We start from the raw sequence: 14,553 nt of genomic DNA, 5'->3' as shown, positions 1-14,553 counted from the left end.
GAGGCCATGGCCGGGAGCGCCCGCTAGAGCGCTTTCCGTTCGCCCTGGCTCACGGCAAACGCTCCAGCCATTCGCTTTGACGAGCATCTTCACCCGACCAGGTGCTTCCACCTGATCGGGATCCGCTCTAGCCGTGGCGCGCCCGGCTGTCGGCCGGAGCCTCGTCGCGCTCCTCCAGCCCGTAGTCGCGGATCACGGCGGCCACCCGCAGCCGGTATCCGGCGAAGACCCCGCCACGCCCCGCCGCCTGCGCGGCGCGGTGCGAGGGCAGGTTGCGCCACGCACGCACCGCCGCCTCGTCCCGGAAGAAGGACAGCGACAGGAGCTTGCCCGGATCGCTCAGGCTGCGGAACCGCTCGACCGAGATGAAGCCGTCGATGGTATCCAGCTCGGCCCTGAGCCGGGCCGCGATCTCGAGATAGCGGTCCTGATGGCCCTCGGCCGGGCGGACCTCGAAGAGCACCGCGATCACGCTGAGCCTCCTGTCGGATGGAGGCCCCCTTGGCCGTCGGAGGCCGGGGCCGGTTTTCATGAAGCGCCACCCCTCCGGAGCGAAGCGGCGGCGACGGCTCAGTCACCGATCGCCACCCCCTCCCGCCGCGGATCGGCCCCGCCCAGCAATCCCCCCGGCGTGACCGTGATGGCCTGCAGCCCCGAGGTCATGGGCCGCACATCCACCTTGTGCCCGCGCGCCTCCAGCGCCGGCGCCAGGGCGGCCGCCGCGCTGCCCTGCTCCAGCTCGACCGTGGCGCCGAGGCTGCCGATGCGGGGCAGGGAGACCGCCGCCTGCGGGTCCAGCCCCCAGTCCAGCAGGCCGAGCAGCGTCTGCGCGACATAGCCGATGATGCGCGCCCCGCCCGGGGAGCCCAGCACCGCCACCAGCCTGCCGTCCCGGTCGAAGACGAGGCTCGGCGCCATGGAGGAGCGCGGCCGCTTGCCGCCCTCGACCCGGTTGGCCACCGGCCGGCCGTCGATCTCCGGACGGAAGGAGAAGTCGGTCAGCTCGTTGTTGAGGAAGAAGCCCTCGACCAGCAGCCGCGCGCCGAAGGCATCCTCGACGGTGGTGGTCATCGACACGGCATTGCCGGCGGCATCGACGATGGAAACCTGGCTGGTGCCGAACTCCGGCTGCATCGGCTGCGGCGCCAGCCGCCCCTCCCGCCAGCGCGGCAGGCCCGGGCGGGGCGCGGGATGCGCGCGGTCGCGGTCGATCAGCTGGGCGCGCAGGGTGAGGTAGCCGTCCTCCGTCAGGCCGCGCACCGGCACGGGGGTGAAGTCGGCATCGGCCAGGTAGAGGTTGCGGTCGGCGAAGGCGAGGCGGCTGGCCTCGGCCAGAAGATGCGCCGCGTCGGCCCCGCGCTGATCGAGCCGCGCCATGGGCAGATGCTCCAGGAGGCCGAGGATCTGCGCCACGGCGACGCCGCCGGAGGAGGGCGGCGGGAAGCCGCAGACGCGCCAGCGGCGGTAGGGCCGGCAGAGCGGCTCGCGCGGCTTCGGGACATAGGCCGCGAGGTCGGACAGGGTCATGCCGTTCCCCGCATCGCCATGCCGGGCGATGCCGGCGACGATGGCCTCGGCGATGGGGCCGCGTTGCAGGGCGGCGGCGCCCTGCTCCGCCAGGGCGCGCAGCGTGCGGGCCAGCGCCGGGTTGCGCAGGACATGTCCGGCCGGCCAGGGCGTACCGTCGGCGGCGAAGAAGTAGGCCCGCGCACCGGGGTCGCGCCGCAGCCTCTCCGCGTCCTCCCCGATCAGCGCGGCGAGGCGCGGCGAGACCGGGAAGCCCTCCTCGGCGAGTCGGATCGCCGGCGCGAAGAGCGTGGCCCAGGGCAGCCGGCCCTGCGCCTGATGGGCGGCCTCCAGCATCGGCATGACGCCGGGTGCGCCCACGCTGCGGCCGGACAGCACGGCCTCGTAGAAGCTGAGCGGCGTGCCGTCGGGGCGCAGGAACAGGGCGGGAGTGGCGGCGGCCGGCGCCGTCTCGCGCCCGTCCCAGGCGGTGAGGAGGCTGCCCTCGGCCCGCCAGTGCAGCAGCAGCGCGCCGCCGCCGATGCCGGAGGATTGCGGTTCCACCAGCGTCAGCACCGCCTGCACGGCCACGGCGGCATCCACCGCGCCGCCGCCCTGCCGCAGCATGGCGAGCCCGGCCTCCGCCGCCAGCGGATGCGCGGCGGCGACCATCTGGCGCTCGGCCCGCGCCGGCGGGCGCGGGGCCTCCTGCGCGGCGGCGGCGGGCGCCAGCAACAGCGCCATGAGGCCGAGCCTTCCGAGATGTCGCCGCATCGCCATTCTTCCTGCCGGGGGCGGCAGGATAGTCCGCGCCGGGGCGGTCTTGCATCCCGCCCCCCGGTGATGTGACCTCTCGTCGCGGCATGGCGGAAGGGAAGGGCGATGGCCCCGGAGGATGAGGCGCTGCCGGAGGGCGTCCGGCGCAAACTGGTGGAGAGCAAGCAGCGCTGGGCGCGCGAGGGCCGGCTGCTGACCGGGCAGGCCCCAGGGCAGGTCCCGGCAGGGGAGGGGTCGCGCCCGCGCCTGCCGCCGGGCCAGCGGCGGGTCGCGGACTTCCCGGTGCTCGATCTCGGCCTGCAGCCCGCGGTGACGCGGGAGGCCTTCCGGCTGAAGGTGGAGGGGCTGGTCGAGCGCCCGGTGACGCTGGACTGGGCCTGGCTGCAGGAACTGCCGCAGGAGGAGCGGGTCAATGACATCCACTGCGTCACGCAATGGTCGCGCTACGACAACCGCTGGAGCGGCGTGCCGGCTCCGGCCCTGCTCGACCTGGTGAGGCTGAAGCCGGGCGCCGCCTTCGTCAGCTTCGAGGCGCATGACGGCTACACCACCAACCTCCGCCTGGACGACTTCGCCCGCCCGGAGAACCTGCTGGCGCACAGCTGGGAGGGCCGGCCGCTGACGCGGCAGCACGGCGGACCCCTGCGCATCGTGGTGCCGCATCTCTATCTCTGGAAAAGCGCCAAATGGGTGCGCCGCATCACCTTCACCAACCGGAACCAGCCGGGCTTCTGGGAGGTGCGCGGCTATCACGACCGGGGCGACCCCTGGCTGGAGGAACGCTATGGCTGACCCGACCCGCCGCGCCCTGCTCGGCGCACCCCTGCTGCTGGCGGCGGCCCCCGCCGCGCCCGATCCCGCGGCGGCGCGGGGACACGATTTCCGCTTCCCCGCCATCGAGGGGGGCGAGATCGACCTGGGCGCGCAGCGCGGCCGGCCCCTGCTGGTGATCAACACCGCGAGCTTCTGCGGCTTCGCCAGCCAGTTCGCGGGGCTGCAGCGGATCCACGAACGCTACGGTCCGCGCGGCCTGTTCCTGCTGGCCGTGCCGTCCAACGACTTCAACCAGGAGAATGCCGACAGCACGGCGATCAAGGCCTTCTGCGAGGCCACCTGGGGGGTCGACTTCCCGATGGCGGCGCCCTGCCACGTGAAGGGGCCGGAAGCCCATCCCTTCTTCGCCTGGGCGGCGGCCCGCAGCACGGCACCGCGCTGGAACTTCTTCAAGTACCTGGTGGCGAAGGACGGGCGCCTGCTGCAGGCCTTCCCGAGCGCCACCGGGCCGGACGCGCCCTCCTTCCGCCAGGCGATCGAGGCGGCGCTGACGTGACGGCGGAATGGCGGCCGATGCGGCCCGTGGACCTGCCGGCGGCGGAGCGCATCGCCGCCGTGGTGCATCCGGACTTCCCGGAGGACGAGGCGGTCTTCGCCGAGCGCCTCGCGTTGTATCCGGAGGGCTGCCGCCTGCTGGTGGGGGAGGGCGGGGCGCTGGGCTACGCCATCACGCATCCCTGGCGGCGGGGCGAGCCGCCGGCGCTGAACAGCCTGCTCGGCGCCCTCCCCGCGCGGCCCGACACCTACTACATCCACGACCTCGCCCTGCTGCCCGGCGCGCGCGGCGGCGGCGCCGCCGGCCGGCTGGTGACGCTGCTGGCGGAGCAGGCGCGCGGCCTGCCGGGGATGTCCCTGGTCGCGGTGAACGGCTCGGTGCCCTTCTGGCGCCGGCAGGGCTTCTCGGTGGTGCGGGAGCCGCGCCTCGCCGCCAAGCTGCGGAGCTATGACGCGGAGGCCTGCCTCATGGAACGCCCGCTGGCCGGGTGAGGCGGCGCCGGCTCAGCGCAATCCGGGCAGCACCGCCGCGCGTTCGGTGCAGAAGCGCCGCACCGCCGCCGCCAGCCAGTCGCACTCGGCCTCGCCGATCGGCAGGCTCAGGGCGATCATGCCGCGCCGCGCCAGGTAGAGGCCCTCCGCCATCAGGTCGAGGAAGAGCAGCTCGCGCAGCTGCTCCTCCTCGGCCGTGGATGCATAGGGGCGGAGAAGCGGGCCGGGGCGGAAATGCGGCGCCATCATGCTGCCCGCGCCGGTGAAGTGCAGCCCGCTGCCCTCGGCCGCCTCGTTCAGCGCCGCGCGCAGCGCCTCGCCACGGTCATAGAGCGCGGCGGCCTCGCTGGCGCCGAAGACCTCGCCCAGCGCCACGACCCCGGCGGCCATGGAGAAGACGTTGTTGTTGAAGGTGCCGGCATGCGGCAGGCTGCCCGGGCGGTGGCCGTCGAACTGCGCCATGATGTCGGCCCGGCCGCCGAAGCCGCCGAAACTCATGCCGCCGGCCATGTACTTGCCGAGCGTCGTCATGTCCGGCGTGATGCCCAGCCGGGCCTGCAGCCCGCCCTCGGAATGGCGGCTGCACATCACCTCGTCGAGGATCAGCACGGCGCCGGTCTCGGAGGCGGCCTCGCGCAGCGCCTGCAGGAACTCGGCGCTGGCCGGGATGCAGCCGCCCGCGCCCATCATCGGCTCGACGATGACGGCGCCGATGCTGTCGGCATGGCGGCGGATCAGCGCGGCGGCACCCGGCCCGTCATTGTAGTCGGCCAGGGTGAAGGGCAGCGGCAGGGTCACCGCCTCGGCCCCCGGCGTGAACAGCAGGACCCCCCCGTGGTAGCCGCCGCGGAAGGCCAGGATGCCGGGGCGCCCCGTGAAGTTCCGCGCGGCGGTGAGGGCCATGATATTGGCCTCCGTGCCGCTGTTGGTGAAGCGCACGCGCTCGATCGAGGGGAAGCGCGCCTGGATCAGCGCCGCCAGCCGGCCCTCGTCGGCGCCGACCGCGGCGAGGTTCATCCCCCTCTCCATCGCGGCGCGCAGCGCGGCCTGGATGCGCGGCTCGGAATGGCCGAACAGCCCCGCGGAATACTCCCCGCAGAAGTCGATGTATTCATGCCCGTCCACATCCCAGAGCCGGCACCCCGCGCCCCGCGCCATGGCCGTGGGGAAGGGAGTGTAGAACAGGACGCTGCGGGTATTGCCGCCGGCCAGGCTCTGGCGCGCCGTCTCGTGCAGGGCGGCGGAGGCGGGTCTCGCCTGCGCATAGGCGTCCCGCGCCTCGGTCAGCAGGGCCGGGAGATCGCTGTTGCGCAGAGGCGCGGAGGGGCCTGCGGGCATGGTAAGGGCTTCCTTGGCGACGCTGCCGGTCAGGCTGCGGCGGGTCCCGCCCCGGGTCAAGCCTGGGCCTGGCCATGCCATGTCTATCCTTGCGTAACAACGGACTATCAAGGCTGGCGGTGAAGTGCCATGAACTGTAAGGAGGCGTGGATGCGCCGCAGAGATCTCCTTGCCCTGCTGCCGGCGGCGGCCGTGCCGGTCGCGCGGCCCGGCCGGGCGGCACCGCCGCAGACCTGGCCGGCCGATAGCGCGGCGTGGCTGCGCCTGGCGGCGCGGCTGCGGGCGGTGGACCAGGACGGGCTCTCGCCGGGTCACTACGCCATCCCGCCCGACAGCCGCGCGGCGGCCGATCCGTCGGGTCATGCCGCCGCGCTGCGGGCCGCGGCGCAGGCCGTGCTGGCGGATCTGGTGCTGGGCCGGGTGGTGGCGCCCGCCGGCCGTCCCGATCTGCGGCGCGACCCGGCGGCCTCGCTCCTACCCTCCTGGCAGGCCGCGCTGCGGGCCAGCGCCGAGCCCGCCGAGGTGATCGAGCGCGCGGCGCTGCAGCCGGCCGACATGCCCGCGCTCCGCCTGGCGCTGCGGGCGGCCCGCGCGCGGGTCGAGGCCGGCGGCTGGCCCTCCATCTCCCTGGGCGAGACGCTGGACCCCGGCATGGCCGACGCCGCGCGGGTGCCGGCGTTGCGCGCCCGCCTCGCCGCCGAGGATGCCGAGCTGGCGGCGCTGACCCCCGAGGCGCCGGAGCTCTACGACGCGGCCCTGGAGGCGGCGGTCCGCCGCTGGCAGGCGGCCCAGGGGCTGGAGCCGGACGGTCGGGTCGGCCGCGCCACGCAGCGCCTGATGAACCGTCCCGTCGAGGCGGTGGTCGGGCAGATCCGCGTCGCCATGGACATGCGGCGCGGACTGGCGCCGCCGCCGCCGGGCCGCCGCGTCGAGGTCAATATCCCGGCCTATGCGCTGCGGGTGATGGAGGGCGGCCGGGTGCTCCTGGCCATGCGGGTCATCGTCGGCAAGCCAGCGCGCGCCACGCCGCCGCTCGATGTCCGCATGACGGCGGTGCAGTTCAACCCGCCCTGGGGCGTGCCGGAGCGCAACGCGCGGGAGGACCTGCTGCCGCGCTTCCGCCGCGATCCGCGCGCCATGATGGAGAAGGGTTTCCGCGTCTACAGCGTGATCGGCGGCGAGCGCGTCGAGATCGACCCGACCACCATCGACTGGGGCGCCATCGGCGGCACCCGCTTCCCCTACATCATCCGCCAGGACGCCAGCGACGCCAGCGCCCTGGGCCGGCTGAAGTTCGTCATGCCCAATGGCGACGACATCTACCTGCACGACACGCCGGACCGCCATCTCTTCAACCGGGCGGAGCGGGCCCTCTCCTCCGGCTGCATCCGCCTCAGCCAGCCGATGGAACTCCTAGAGCTGGTGCTGGCCGGGGTGCCGGGCTGGGACCGGGCGCGCGCGCAGAAGGCCCTGGACAGCCGCCAGACCAGCTTCCTGGGCCTGCCCCGGCCGCTGCCGGTGCGCCTGGCCTACGAGACCGTCACGGTGGAGGAGGGCGAGGTCCGACTGCGGCCCGATCTCTACGGGCTGGATGCCGCCTATCTCCGCCTGCTCGACCAGCGCCGCGCGGCCCCGGCCGCCGAGCCGGCGCTGGCCACCGCGGCGCCGCGCCGGCCGGCCACTCCCGCCCGCGCTTCCGCGCCTGCCCCTGCCGGGCCTGTTCCAACCCCCACAGCCCAGATCGAGTGATGCGCTTCCGACGACATCCCGCCGATACCTGCCCCTGCTGCGAACCGGCCCTGGCGAGCCGGCGCGAGATCATCACCGCCGGCCTCGGCCTGCTGGCCTGTACCGCCGCGATGCCCGGCAGCGCGCGGGCGCAGCCGCCGCTGGCGCCGGTGCGGCGGCTGCGCGTCCAGCGGGTGCTCACCGAGGACAGCTTCGACGGCGTCTATTTCCGCGACGGCCGCTACGACCGGCAGGCACTGCATCAGCTCGACTGGGTGTTCCGGGATCTCTCGGCCGCCGAGGTCACACCGATGGACCCGCGCCTCTTCGACGTGCTGCACAGCGTGGCGGAGGCGCTCGACAACAGCGAATTCTACCAGATCTCCAGCGGCTATCGCACGCCGGAGCGCAACAGCGCGCTGCGCACCTCGCGCGTGTCCACCGTCAGCCTGCACATGTCGGGCATGGCGGCGGATTTCCGCCTGCCCGGCAGCAACGCCTATGGCGTCGCCCGGATCGCGGCCGAGATGCAGGTGGGCGGCGTCGGCCTCTACCGCCGGGACGGCTTCGTGCATCTGGACTGCGGCCCGCCGCGCCGCTGGTGAGGGCCCAGACCGCGCGGGTGGGAAGGCGCTTGCCATTTAGATAGCTGGCAAACTATCCATCCGGGATGCTCTCCCCGGACGATACCCTGCGCGCCGGCTTCGGCCTGCGCCTGCTCCAGCTGGGCCGCCTCTGGCGGCAGGCCGTGGATGCCGAGATCCGCAAGGATGCCTTCCCCGATGCCGGCTGGCGCGCCCTGCTCTGGCTGCATCGCGCGGGCGAGGAGCTGCGGCAGAAGGATCTCGCGGCGGCCATGGGCATCGAGGGGCCAAGCCTGGTCCGCCTGCTCGACGGCCTCTCGGCCGCCGGCCTGCTGCGCCGCGTGGCGGATGCCACGGATCGCCGCGCGCGCCGGCTGAGCCTGACGCCCGAGGGGCGCGCCGCCGCGGTGCGGATCGAGGCCCGGCTGCGCGGCGTGGAGGCGGAGTGGCTGCGGGATATCCCTGGCTCCGAACTTGCCGCCTGCACGGCGCTGATGGCCCGTCTGGAAGCCCGCCTGATGGCCCGGCGGGAGGAAGAGCGAGGCGGCGCGCGATGAGCCGGGACCGGATCGGCTACGGGCTGCGGCTCGGCCTGGCCGCCCTCATCGCGCTGGCGCTGGCGTTGGCGCTGGGCCTGCCCAATCCCTACTGGGCGGCGATGACGGTCTGGATCACGGCGCAGCCGACGCGCGGCATGCTGGCCGAACGGCTGGCCTTCCGCCTGCTCGGCACCGTGGCGGGCGCGGCCGTCGGCCTGTTGCTGTTGCGCGCGACGCATGAGCCGGTCCTGGTGGTGGCGGCGCTGGCGCTCTGGCTCGGCCTCTGCATCGCCGCCGGCAACCTGCTGCGGCACTCCCTCGCCTATGGCACATTGCTGGCCGGCTACACGGCGGGCATCGTCGTGCTGCCCGAGTTCATCCCCGGCCTGCCGCCGCATGACCTTCCGGCGGCGCGCATCCTGGCGACGATCCTGGGGGTCCTGGTCTCGGCCATCGTGACCTGGCTGCTGACGCCGGACTCGCCCCGCGAGGCCACGCTGCGCCGCATGGGCGAACTGGGCCGGGACGGCCTCGCCTGGGCCGCCGACTGCCTGCGCGGCACGCTGCCGGCGCCGGGTCTCGCGGCGCGCGAGCAGGCGCTGCTGGTGGAGCTGGCGCGGATCGAGGACGGCGCCGATCAGCTCGCCGCCGGCTCGCCCCGCGCCTATGCGCGCATCCGCGCGCTGCGCGGCGTGGTCGCGGCGTTGCTGTCGGTGATCTCCACCGCGCGGCTGCTGCAGGCACGGCTGGCGGAACTGCCGCCCGATCCGGGGCTGGCGGCCTGGTGCGAGGATCTGGCCTGCCGCCTGGGCACGGCGGCGCCGCCGGCGGCCTGTGCGCCTCCTCCGGCCGCGCGGCGCACCGCGGCGGCGCTGGCCGAGGCGGTGGTGGCGCTGCGCCAGGCCCTGGCGGCGCTGGACTCCGCGCCCGCCGCGCCGCCGCGCCGCATGCCCTTCCACCGCGACTGGCCCGCCGCCCTGGCCGCAGCCCTGCGCGGCGTGGCCGCCGTCGGGCTGCTGGGTGCCGCCTGGCTGCTCAGCGGCTGGAGCTTCGGACCGTTCCTGGTGATGGGCGGCAGCATCTTCGCCAGTGCCTTCTCAGGGCATCCGCAGCCGGTCGCGGCGCTGCGCGGCGTGCTGATGGGGGCCTGCGCCGGCCTCGCCGCGGCGCTGCTCTGCCGTCTGGTCCTGCTGCCGCAGGAGGCGGGGATGGGTCAGCTGCTGCTGACCCTGGCGCCCTTCATGGCGCTGGGCGGCCTGGCCCAGGCGCATCCGGTCCTCGGCAAGCCCGCCATGGACGCGAACATGGTCTTCATGCTGGCCGCGCAGCCGATGCTGCCCCTGCACGGCACGCCGGCCATGCTGGTGCAGGGCGGGCTGGTCATCCCCCTCAGCATCGCCGCCACGCTGTCGATCTTCTGGCTGCTGCGCGGGGACCGGCTGCGCGGCCTGCCGGTGGCGCTCCGGCGCGATCTGGCGGGCCTGGCAGCGGGACGCGATGCCGCCGCCCTGGCGCGGGGGCGGGCACGGCTCGATCACCGCGTGCTGCGGCTGACGCAGCAGGCTCCGGACCGGGCGGCGGAAGGGCTCGCCGTGCTGCGCCTGGGCGATGCGCTGCGTCTGCTGGGCGGCGCCGGCTGCGCGGCGGCGGCGGTGCTGCGCCAGCCGGCCGCGGCATGGGACGGGGCGCCGGCGGCCCTGCGCGGCGGCGCCGGCGCGGACGAGGCCGGCAGCCTCATGCGGTCCGCCGCCACGGCGCTGGAGGCGGCGGCGCCGGTCCTGCGCCCGGTGGCGCCCGCGCTCCGCCGCCTGCCGGGCTCCGCGGCCGCGCCGCCGGAACCGGCGCCCCGGCCATGACCGGGCGGGCGGCCCTCAGCCGACCAGCTTGAGCCCGATGATGCCGCCGGCGATCATGACGATGCAGGCGAGCCGCGCGGCGGTCGCCGCCTCGCCGAAGAGCAGGATGCCGAGCAGGGCCGTGCCCACGGTGCCGATGCCGGTCCAGATCGCGTAGGCGGTGCCGAGGGGCAGGGCGCGGAGCGCCAGGCCCAGCAGGCCGAGGCTGGCGGCCATGCAGGTCACGGTGAACAGGGTCGGCACCAGCCGCGTGAAGCCGTGCGTGTACTTGAGCCCGACGGCCCAGCCGATCTCGAGAAGTCCCGCGAGGAAGAGGGTGATCCAGGCCATGACGGTCCTCCGTCTCCGAAGGCCGGGCCGTCCCTGCCGCAGGCGCCGGAACCCTGTCCGGGGAGGGTCGTCCCTCCGGGGGCATCGCCCCTGCCACGATCCATATAGGACCCCATGCGGGGGTGGGGAAGGTCCGACGGCGAATTGTCGATGACCTCGCCGAGGGACCGACGACCTGGCCCAGGGCGCCCGGGCGCGGGGGGCCGGCGCCACCGGGGAGCCGGGGTCACGGCTCCCTGAAGCGGGTGCCGCGGCGGGAGCATGGCGGGGCGGTCTTGTGCATGGCAACATGCCAGGCCCGCACCCTCGCCGACAGGCCCCGCACCATGCCCGAACCGCTCGCCACCCTGGAGCAGGCCGTCCGCCAGCAACTGGCGCTGCTGGATTATCCGGCGCCGGACTGGATGCCGGCATCAGCGGAGGGTGTGCTGGACGTGGCCATCATCGGCGCCGGGCAGACCGGACTGGCCACCGCCTTCGGCCTGCGCCGGCAGAAGGTCGGCAATATCGCCCTCTTCGACGCCGCCCCGCCGGGCGGCACCGGTGTCTGGACCACCTTCGCCCGGATGCGCACGCTGCGCACGCCGAAGCACGTCACCGGCCCCGATCTCGGCGTGCCGGCGCTGACGCCGCGCGCCTTCTTCACCGCGCGCGACGGCGTCGAGGCCTGGGACCGGCTGCACAAGATCGGCCGCGCGGACTGGCAGCGCTACCTCGACTGGTATGCCGCCGTGCTCGACCTGCCGGTGCGGCACGAACACAGGCTGCTGGAGATCGCTCCGGCGGCGGCGGGGCCGGCGGTGCTGCTGGCGCTCCGCTTCGCCACGCCAGAGGGAGAGCGGGTGATCCGCGCCCGCCGGCTGGTGCTGGCCACCGGCATGGACGGGGCCGGCGCCTGGGCGGTGCCGCCGCCCTTCGACCGCCTGCCGAAGGACCGCGTGCTGCACACCGCCGAGGCCATCGACTTCGCGGCGCTGGCCGGGAAGTCCCTGCTGGTGGTGGGGGCCGGGGCCTCGGCCTTCGACAATCTGGCGGTGGCGCTGGAGGCGGGCGCGGGGAGCGCCACCATGCTGGTGCGGCGGCAGCGGATGCCACGCGTCAACCCGTTCCGCTGGATGGAGCAGGCCGGCTATCTCGGTCAGTACCATGCCCTGCCGGACCTGCTGAAATGGCGCTTCACCCGGCACATCTTCGAGCTGAACCAGCCGCCGCCGCAGGAGAGCTGGAACCGCGTCTGCGACGATCCGCGCTTCCGCCTCGTCATGGGCGCGCCTGTCGACGCCGTGCGCGAGGCGGAGGGGCAGGTGGTGCTGGAGACGCCGCGCGGCGCCTTCCGGGCCGATGCCGTCCTCCTCGGCACCGGCTTCGTCATCGATCACGCGCTGCGGCCGGAACTGGCACCCTTCGCCCGCCAGATCCGGCTCTGGTCCGACGCCTTCGCGCCGCCGCCGGGCGAGGAGAGCGCCGTCTGTGCCGCCTCGCCCTATCTGTCGGACGATTTCAGTTTCCAGGAGAAGACGCCGGGCGCCGCGCCGCTGCTGCCGCGCATCCACTGCATGACCTATGCGGCAACCCTGTCGATGGGCCTCTCGGGCGCCAGCATCAGCGGCATGAAGTACGGCGTGCCCCGGCTGGTGGACGGGATCTGCCGCGCCTTCTGGCGCGAGGATGCCGAGCGGCACCTGGCCGCCCTCCGGGCCTTCGACCTGCCGGAACTCACCTCCGCCATCCCCCAGGAGCTTCCCGATGCCCCCGATGCCACGGAATAGAGCATGAGCCAGAAGCCGAGCGCCCTTTCCACCCATGTGCTGAACACCGCCGAGGGCATCCCCGCGGAGGGGGTCACCGTGGAGCTGTGGCGGATGGGGCCGGAGCCGGAGCGGATCGCCGCCGCCGTCACCGATGCCGATGGCCGGACGGAGGGCACGCTGCTGCCCGCCGGCACCTTCCGCCCCGGCCGCTACGAGCTGCGCTTCGCCATCGGCGACTACTTCGCCGCCCGTGGGGCCTTCGCCAAGGTCGCGCCGCCGCCGCCGCCCTCGGAGACGGCCGAGTTCCGTCTCCTCGATCCCCTGGCCGAACCGCGTCGGGTGGACCCGCCGCCGGCCGAGCGCTTCCTCGACGTGGTGGTGCTCAACATCGGCCTCTCGGAAGGGCAGGGGCATTACCATGTGCCGCTGCTCTGCTCGCCCTGGTCCTACAGCACCTATCGCGGCTCCTGAGGGCCGCAGGCGTCGCGAATCCATGCAGGATGACGACAGGGCGGACTACGCGCGGAACGGCTTCGCCCTGGTCCGGGGCGCCGTGACCGGCCCGCTCCTCGCGGCGCTGGGCCAGGCCGTGGACGCGGTGCAGGCGGCCGTTCCCGGCCTGGCGCCCGGACTGCGCGAGCGCCTGACGCTGGAGCGGGACCTGACGGAGGACCGCCGCGACGGGATCGCCGCCTCGGAGGTGGGCGACGCCATCTTCATCCTGGGCGATCCCCCGGCTTTCGCCCCGGTCTTCGGGGCCCTGCTCGACCATCCGGCGGTGACCGGCCCGATCCGCGCCGCGCTGGGCGTGTCGGAGGCGGTGGCGCATTTCATGAACGTCACCATCAAGCATCCCGGCTTCGGCCGGAGCATCGGCTGGCACCGGGATTATCCGAACGGCTATGCCTGCCCGGAGGCCTCCTGCTTCCTGCGCGCGATGATCTGCCTGGATGGCATGACGGAGGCGGGGGGCGCGACCGCCTTCCTGCCCGGCTCGCACGCGCTGACCGACGCGGCGGCGCGCGCGGCGCCACGCCGGCCGGCGGGATGGAGCCCCGAAGGCGCCGTCACGCTCCCCTGCGCCCCGGGCGACATGGTGCTGATCCATCCGAAGGTGCTGCACGGGGGCGGCATGAACCGCTCCGCCCGGCCGCGCCGGAACATCATCCTGCAGGCGGGGGACGCCGCCGTGGCGCTGCGGGAGAGACCCGCCCAGGAGGCGGTGGCGGGGCGCCGGCTCGGCGGCCCGGCTCCGGCGCCGCCGGCCGGTCAATAGACCGGCCGGTCGTCCAGCTCGGGGGGCGGCGTCGCGGTCGGGTCGCGCGCCAGGAGCCCGGCATCGTTCTCGCTGAACTTGCCGACCCGCGCCGCCACCGGCCAGCAGGCCAACTCCTCCGGCGGGCAGGGCTGCAGGAAGTCGAGCAGCTCCTCCGCCGTGGCCTCCTCCTCGCCCAGCCAGGCCGGCCACAGCTCGGGCGGCAGGATCACCGGCATGCGGTGATGCACCAGGGCCTGCTTGGCATTGGCCTCGGTGGTGATGATGGTGAAGGTGCGAAGCCACGCGCCGTCCGGCTGCTGCCAGCCCTCCCAGAGGCCGGCGAGCGCCATCGGCTCGGCCGAGGCGAGGGCGACGGCATAGGGCTGCTTGCGCTCCCCCTCCTGCCGCCACTCATAGAAGCCGTCCGCCGGCACCAGGCAGCGCCGCCGGGCGAAGGCCTCGCGGAAGGAGGGCTTCCCGGCCACGCCCTCGGCCCGGGCGTTCATCAGCTTCGCCGCGCCGGAGGCGTCCTTGGCCCAGCGCGGCACCAGCCCCCAGCGCAGCGGGCCGAGATGCCGGGCGCCGGTCCCGGGGTGGCGGCGCAGCACCGGCGCCTCCTGCGTCGGCGCGGTGTTGAAGTTGGGCGGGAAGTTCGGGAAGGGCTCCACCGCCTCGAAGTACCGCACGAGCTCCTGCGGCGTGCGCTGGAGGAAATACCGCCCGCACATGCTCAGTCGACGATGAACAGGGTGCAGCCGCCCTCGGTGACGGAGCGGTGCGCCGCATCGCCGAAGTCGGACATCATGTAGCTCATGCCCGCCTTCAGCGCGTGGCGCCGCCCGTCCTTCAGCTCGCTGACCAGCTCACCGGCGACGACGTAGATGATGTGCCCCCGGTCGCACCAGTGATCGGCGACATAGCCCGGCGAGTACTCGACCAGCCGGACGCGGATGTCGCCGATGGTGAAGCTGCGCCAGAGGGCGAAGCCGGTCTCGCCCTCGTGCCGGCTCGGCTCGACCTTCGACCAGTCGGTGACGGTGAAGGGAAGGGGAGGGATCTTCACGG

At 74.4% G+C, this 14,553-nt stretch carries 16 protein-coding genes; 10 read left to right on the top strand and 6 right to left on the bottom strand.

Annotated elements, in window-relative coordinates:
- Positions 1-127 precede the first annotated feature (127 nt).
- Positions 128-472 (bottom strand): antibiotic biosynthesis monooxygenase, encoded by a 345-nt coding sequence (locus D9598_RS14860; RefSeq protein WP_198367321.1) that lies wholly within the window; start codon positions 470-472, stop codon positions 128-130.
- A gap of 98 nt (positions 473-570) precedes the next feature.
- On the bottom strand, positions 571-2,280 hold the full coding sequence (gene ggt / locus D9598_RS14855) for a gamma-glutamyltransferase (RefSeq protein ID WP_198367320.1): 1,710 nt from the start codon (positions 2,278-2,280) through the stop codon (positions 571-573).
- A gap of 108 nt (positions 2,281-2,388) precedes the next feature.
- On the opposite strand from ggt, the gene D9598_RS14850 reads away from it, so the two are divergent.
- From D9598_RS14850 to D9598_RS14840, 3 genes are read left to right on the top strand one after another with little or no spacing between them, the layout of a single operon-like run.
- Complete coding sequence (locus tag D9598_RS14850) at positions 2,389-3,075, top strand: sulfite oxidase-like oxidoreductase (RefSeq protein ID WP_198367319.1); 687 nt, start codon at positions 2,389-2,391, stop codon at positions 3,073-3,075.
- Positions 3,068-3,613, top strand: coding sequence for a glutathione peroxidase (locus D9598_RS14845; protein ID WP_198367318.1), 546 nt, complete (start codon positions 3,068-3,070; stop codon positions 3,611-3,613). The genes D9598_RS14850 and D9598_RS14845 overlap by 8 nt, the downstream gene beginning before the upstream one ends.
- A 17-nt stretch (positions 3,614-3,630) precedes the next feature.
- Positions 3,631-4,104, top strand: coding sequence for a GNAT family N-acetyltransferase (locus D9598_RS14840; protein ID WP_198367317.1), 474 nt, complete (start codon positions 3,631-3,633; stop codon positions 4,102-4,104).
- A gap of 12 nt (positions 4,105-4,116) precedes the next feature.
- On the opposite strand, the gene D9598_RS14835 is transcribed toward D9598_RS14840, so the two are convergent.
- Positions 4,117-5,442: an aspartate aminotransferase family protein gene (locus D9598_RS14835; RefSeq protein ID WP_198367316.1), complete on the bottom strand. Its 1,326-nt coding sequence runs from the start codon at positions 5,440-5,442 to the stop codon at positions 4,117-4,119.
- Positions 5,443-5,592: 150 nt separating this feature from the next.
- On the opposite strand from D9598_RS14835, the gene D9598_RS14830 reads away from it, so the two are divergent.
- The 4 genes from D9598_RS14830 to D9598_RS14815 all read left to right on the top strand — a co-directional run bounded on the left by D9598_RS14830 (position 5,593) and on the right by D9598_RS14815 (position 10,149).
- Positions 5,593-7,191, top strand: a complete 1,599-nt coding sequence (locus D9598_RS14830) for a murein L,D-transpeptidase (protein WP_232477265.1) — start codon at positions 5,593-5,595, stop codon at positions 7,189-7,191.
- A complete protein-coding gene (locus tag D9598_RS14825; RefSeq protein ID WP_198367314.1) occupies positions 7,191-7,775 on the top strand; it encodes a DUF882 domain-containing protein in 585 nt (194 codons plus the stop codon). The genes D9598_RS14830 and D9598_RS14825 overlap by 1 nt, the downstream gene beginning before the upstream one ends.
- Positions 7,776-7,840: 65 nt before the next feature.
- Positions 7,841-8,311 (top strand): MarR family winged helix-turn-helix transcriptional regulator, encoded by a 471-nt coding sequence (locus D9598_RS14820; protein WP_198367313.1) that lies wholly within the window; start codon positions 7,841-7,843, stop codon positions 8,309-8,311.
- The gene (locus D9598_RS14815; RefSeq protein WP_198367312.1) at positions 8,308-10,149 is read left to right on the top strand and encodes an FUSC family protein; all 1,842 of its coding nucleotides are present in this window, start codon (positions 8,308-8,310) and stop codon (positions 10,147-10,149) included. Before D9598_RS14820 ends, D9598_RS14815 begins: the two co-directional genes overlap by 4 nt.
- A 15-nt stretch (positions 10,150-10,164) precedes the next feature.
- Here D9598_RS14815 and sugE read toward each other — a convergent pair whose 3' ends face one another.
- A complete protein-coding gene (sugE, locus tag D9598_RS14810) occupies positions 10,165-10,479 on the bottom strand; it encodes a quaternary ammonium compound efflux SMR transporter SugE (protein ID WP_198367311.1) in 315 nt (104 codons plus the stop codon).
- Between the two features lie 326 nt (positions 10,480-10,805).
- On the opposite strand from sugE, the gene D9598_RS14805 reads away from it, so the two are divergent.
- The 3 genes from D9598_RS14805 to D9598_RS14795 are packed head-to-tail and all read left to right on the top strand — an operon-like array spanning position 10,806 to position 13,506.
- The gene (locus tag D9598_RS14805; RefSeq protein ID WP_198367310.1) at positions 10,806-12,248 is read left to right on the top strand and encodes a SidA/IucD/PvdA family monooxygenase; all 1,443 of its coding nucleotides are present in this window, start codon (positions 10,806-10,808) and stop codon (positions 12,246-12,248) included.
- 3 nt (positions 12,249-12,251) lie between these two features.
- Positions 12,252-12,701, top strand: coding sequence for a hydroxyisourate hydrolase (locus D9598_RS14800; protein ID WP_198367309.1), 450 nt, complete (start codon positions 12,252-12,254; stop codon positions 12,699-12,701).
- A gap of 22 nt (positions 12,702-12,723) precedes the next feature.
- On the top strand, positions 12,724-13,506 hold the full coding sequence (locus D9598_RS14795) for a phytanoyl-CoA dioxygenase family protein (protein ID WP_198367308.1): 783 nt from the start codon (positions 12,724-12,726) through the stop codon (positions 13,504-13,506).
- Here the strand turns inward: D9598_RS14795 and D9598_RS14790 are convergent.
- Positions 13,500-14,174, bottom strand: a complete 675-nt coding sequence (locus D9598_RS14790) for an SOS response-associated peptidase (protein WP_370592041.1) — start codon at positions 14,172-14,174, stop codon at positions 13,500-13,502. The genes D9598_RS14795 and D9598_RS14790 overlap by 7 nt on opposite strands.
- Before the next feature lie 44 nt (positions 14,175-14,218).
- The gene (locus D9598_RS14785; protein WP_198367306.1) at positions 14,219-14,551 is read right to left on the bottom strand and encodes a DHCW motif cupin fold protein; all 333 of its coding nucleotides are present in this window, start codon (positions 14,549-14,551) and stop codon (positions 14,219-14,221) included.
- Positions 14,552-14,553 lie beyond the last annotated feature (2 nt).

Origin of the sequence: Roseomonas sp. KE0001 (genome assembly GCF_016107285.1) — a bacterium.
Classification (GTDB): Bacteria; Pseudomonadota; Alphaproteobacteria; order Acetobacterales; family Acetobacteraceae; genus Pseudoroseomonas.
This window is presented reverse-complemented; position numbering and strand designations above follow the sequence as displayed.

Excerpts from the sequence above, each read along its gene's own strand:
- D9598_RS14805 (WP_198367310.1), top strand. The coding sequence starts at position 10,806 with ATGCCCGAACCGCTCGCCACCCTGGAGCAGGCCGTCCGCCAGCAACTG.
- sugE (WP_198367311.1), bottom strand. The coding sequence starts at position 10,479 with ATGGCCTGGATCACCCTCTTCCTCGCGGGACTTCTCGAGATCGGCTGG.
- D9598_RS14835 (WP_198367316.1), bottom strand. The coding sequence starts at position 5,442 with ATGCCCGCAGGCCCCTCCGCGCCTCTGCGCAACAGCGATCTCCCGGCC.
- D9598_RS14815 (WP_198367312.1), top strand. The coding sequence starts at position 8,308 with ATGAGCCGGGACCGGATCGGCTACGGGCTGCGGCTCGGCCTGGCCGCC.
- D9598_RS14825 (WP_198367314.1), top strand. The coding sequence starts at position 7,191 with ATGCGCTTCCGACGACATCCCGCCGATACCTGCCCCTGCTGCGAACCG.
- D9598_RS14795 (WP_198367308.1), top strand. The coding sequence starts at position 12,724 with ATGCAGGATGACGACAGGGCGGACTACGCGCGGAACGGCTTCGCCCTG.
- D9598_RS14800 (WP_198367309.1), top strand. The coding sequence starts at position 12,252 with ATGAGCCAGAAGCCGAGCGCCCTTTCCACCCATGTGCTGAACACCGCC.
- D9598_RS14850 (WP_198367319.1), top strand. The coding sequence starts at position 2,389 with ATGGCCCCGGAGGATGAGGCGCTGCCGGAGGGCGTCCGGCGCAAACTG.
- D9598_RS14830 (WP_232477265.1), top strand. The coding sequence starts at position 5,593 with ATGCGCCGCAGAGATCTCCTTGCCCTGCTGCCGGCGGCGGCCGTGCCG.
- ggt (WP_198367320.1), bottom strand. The coding sequence starts at position 2,280 with ATGCGGCGACATCTCGGAAGGCTCGGCCTCATGGCGCTGTTGCTGGCG.
- D9598_RS14840 (WP_198367317.1), top strand. The coding sequence starts at position 3,631 with ATGCGGCCCGTGGACCTGCCGGCGGCGGAGCGCATCGCCGCCGTGGTG.
- D9598_RS14845 (WP_198367318.1), top strand. The coding sequence starts at position 3,068 with ATGGCTGACCCGACCCGCCGCGCCCTGCTCGGCGCACCCCTGCTGCTG.
- D9598_RS14820 (WP_198367313.1), top strand. The coding sequence starts at position 7,841 with ATGCTCTCCCCGGACGATACCCTGCGCGCCGGCTTCGGCCTGCGCCTG.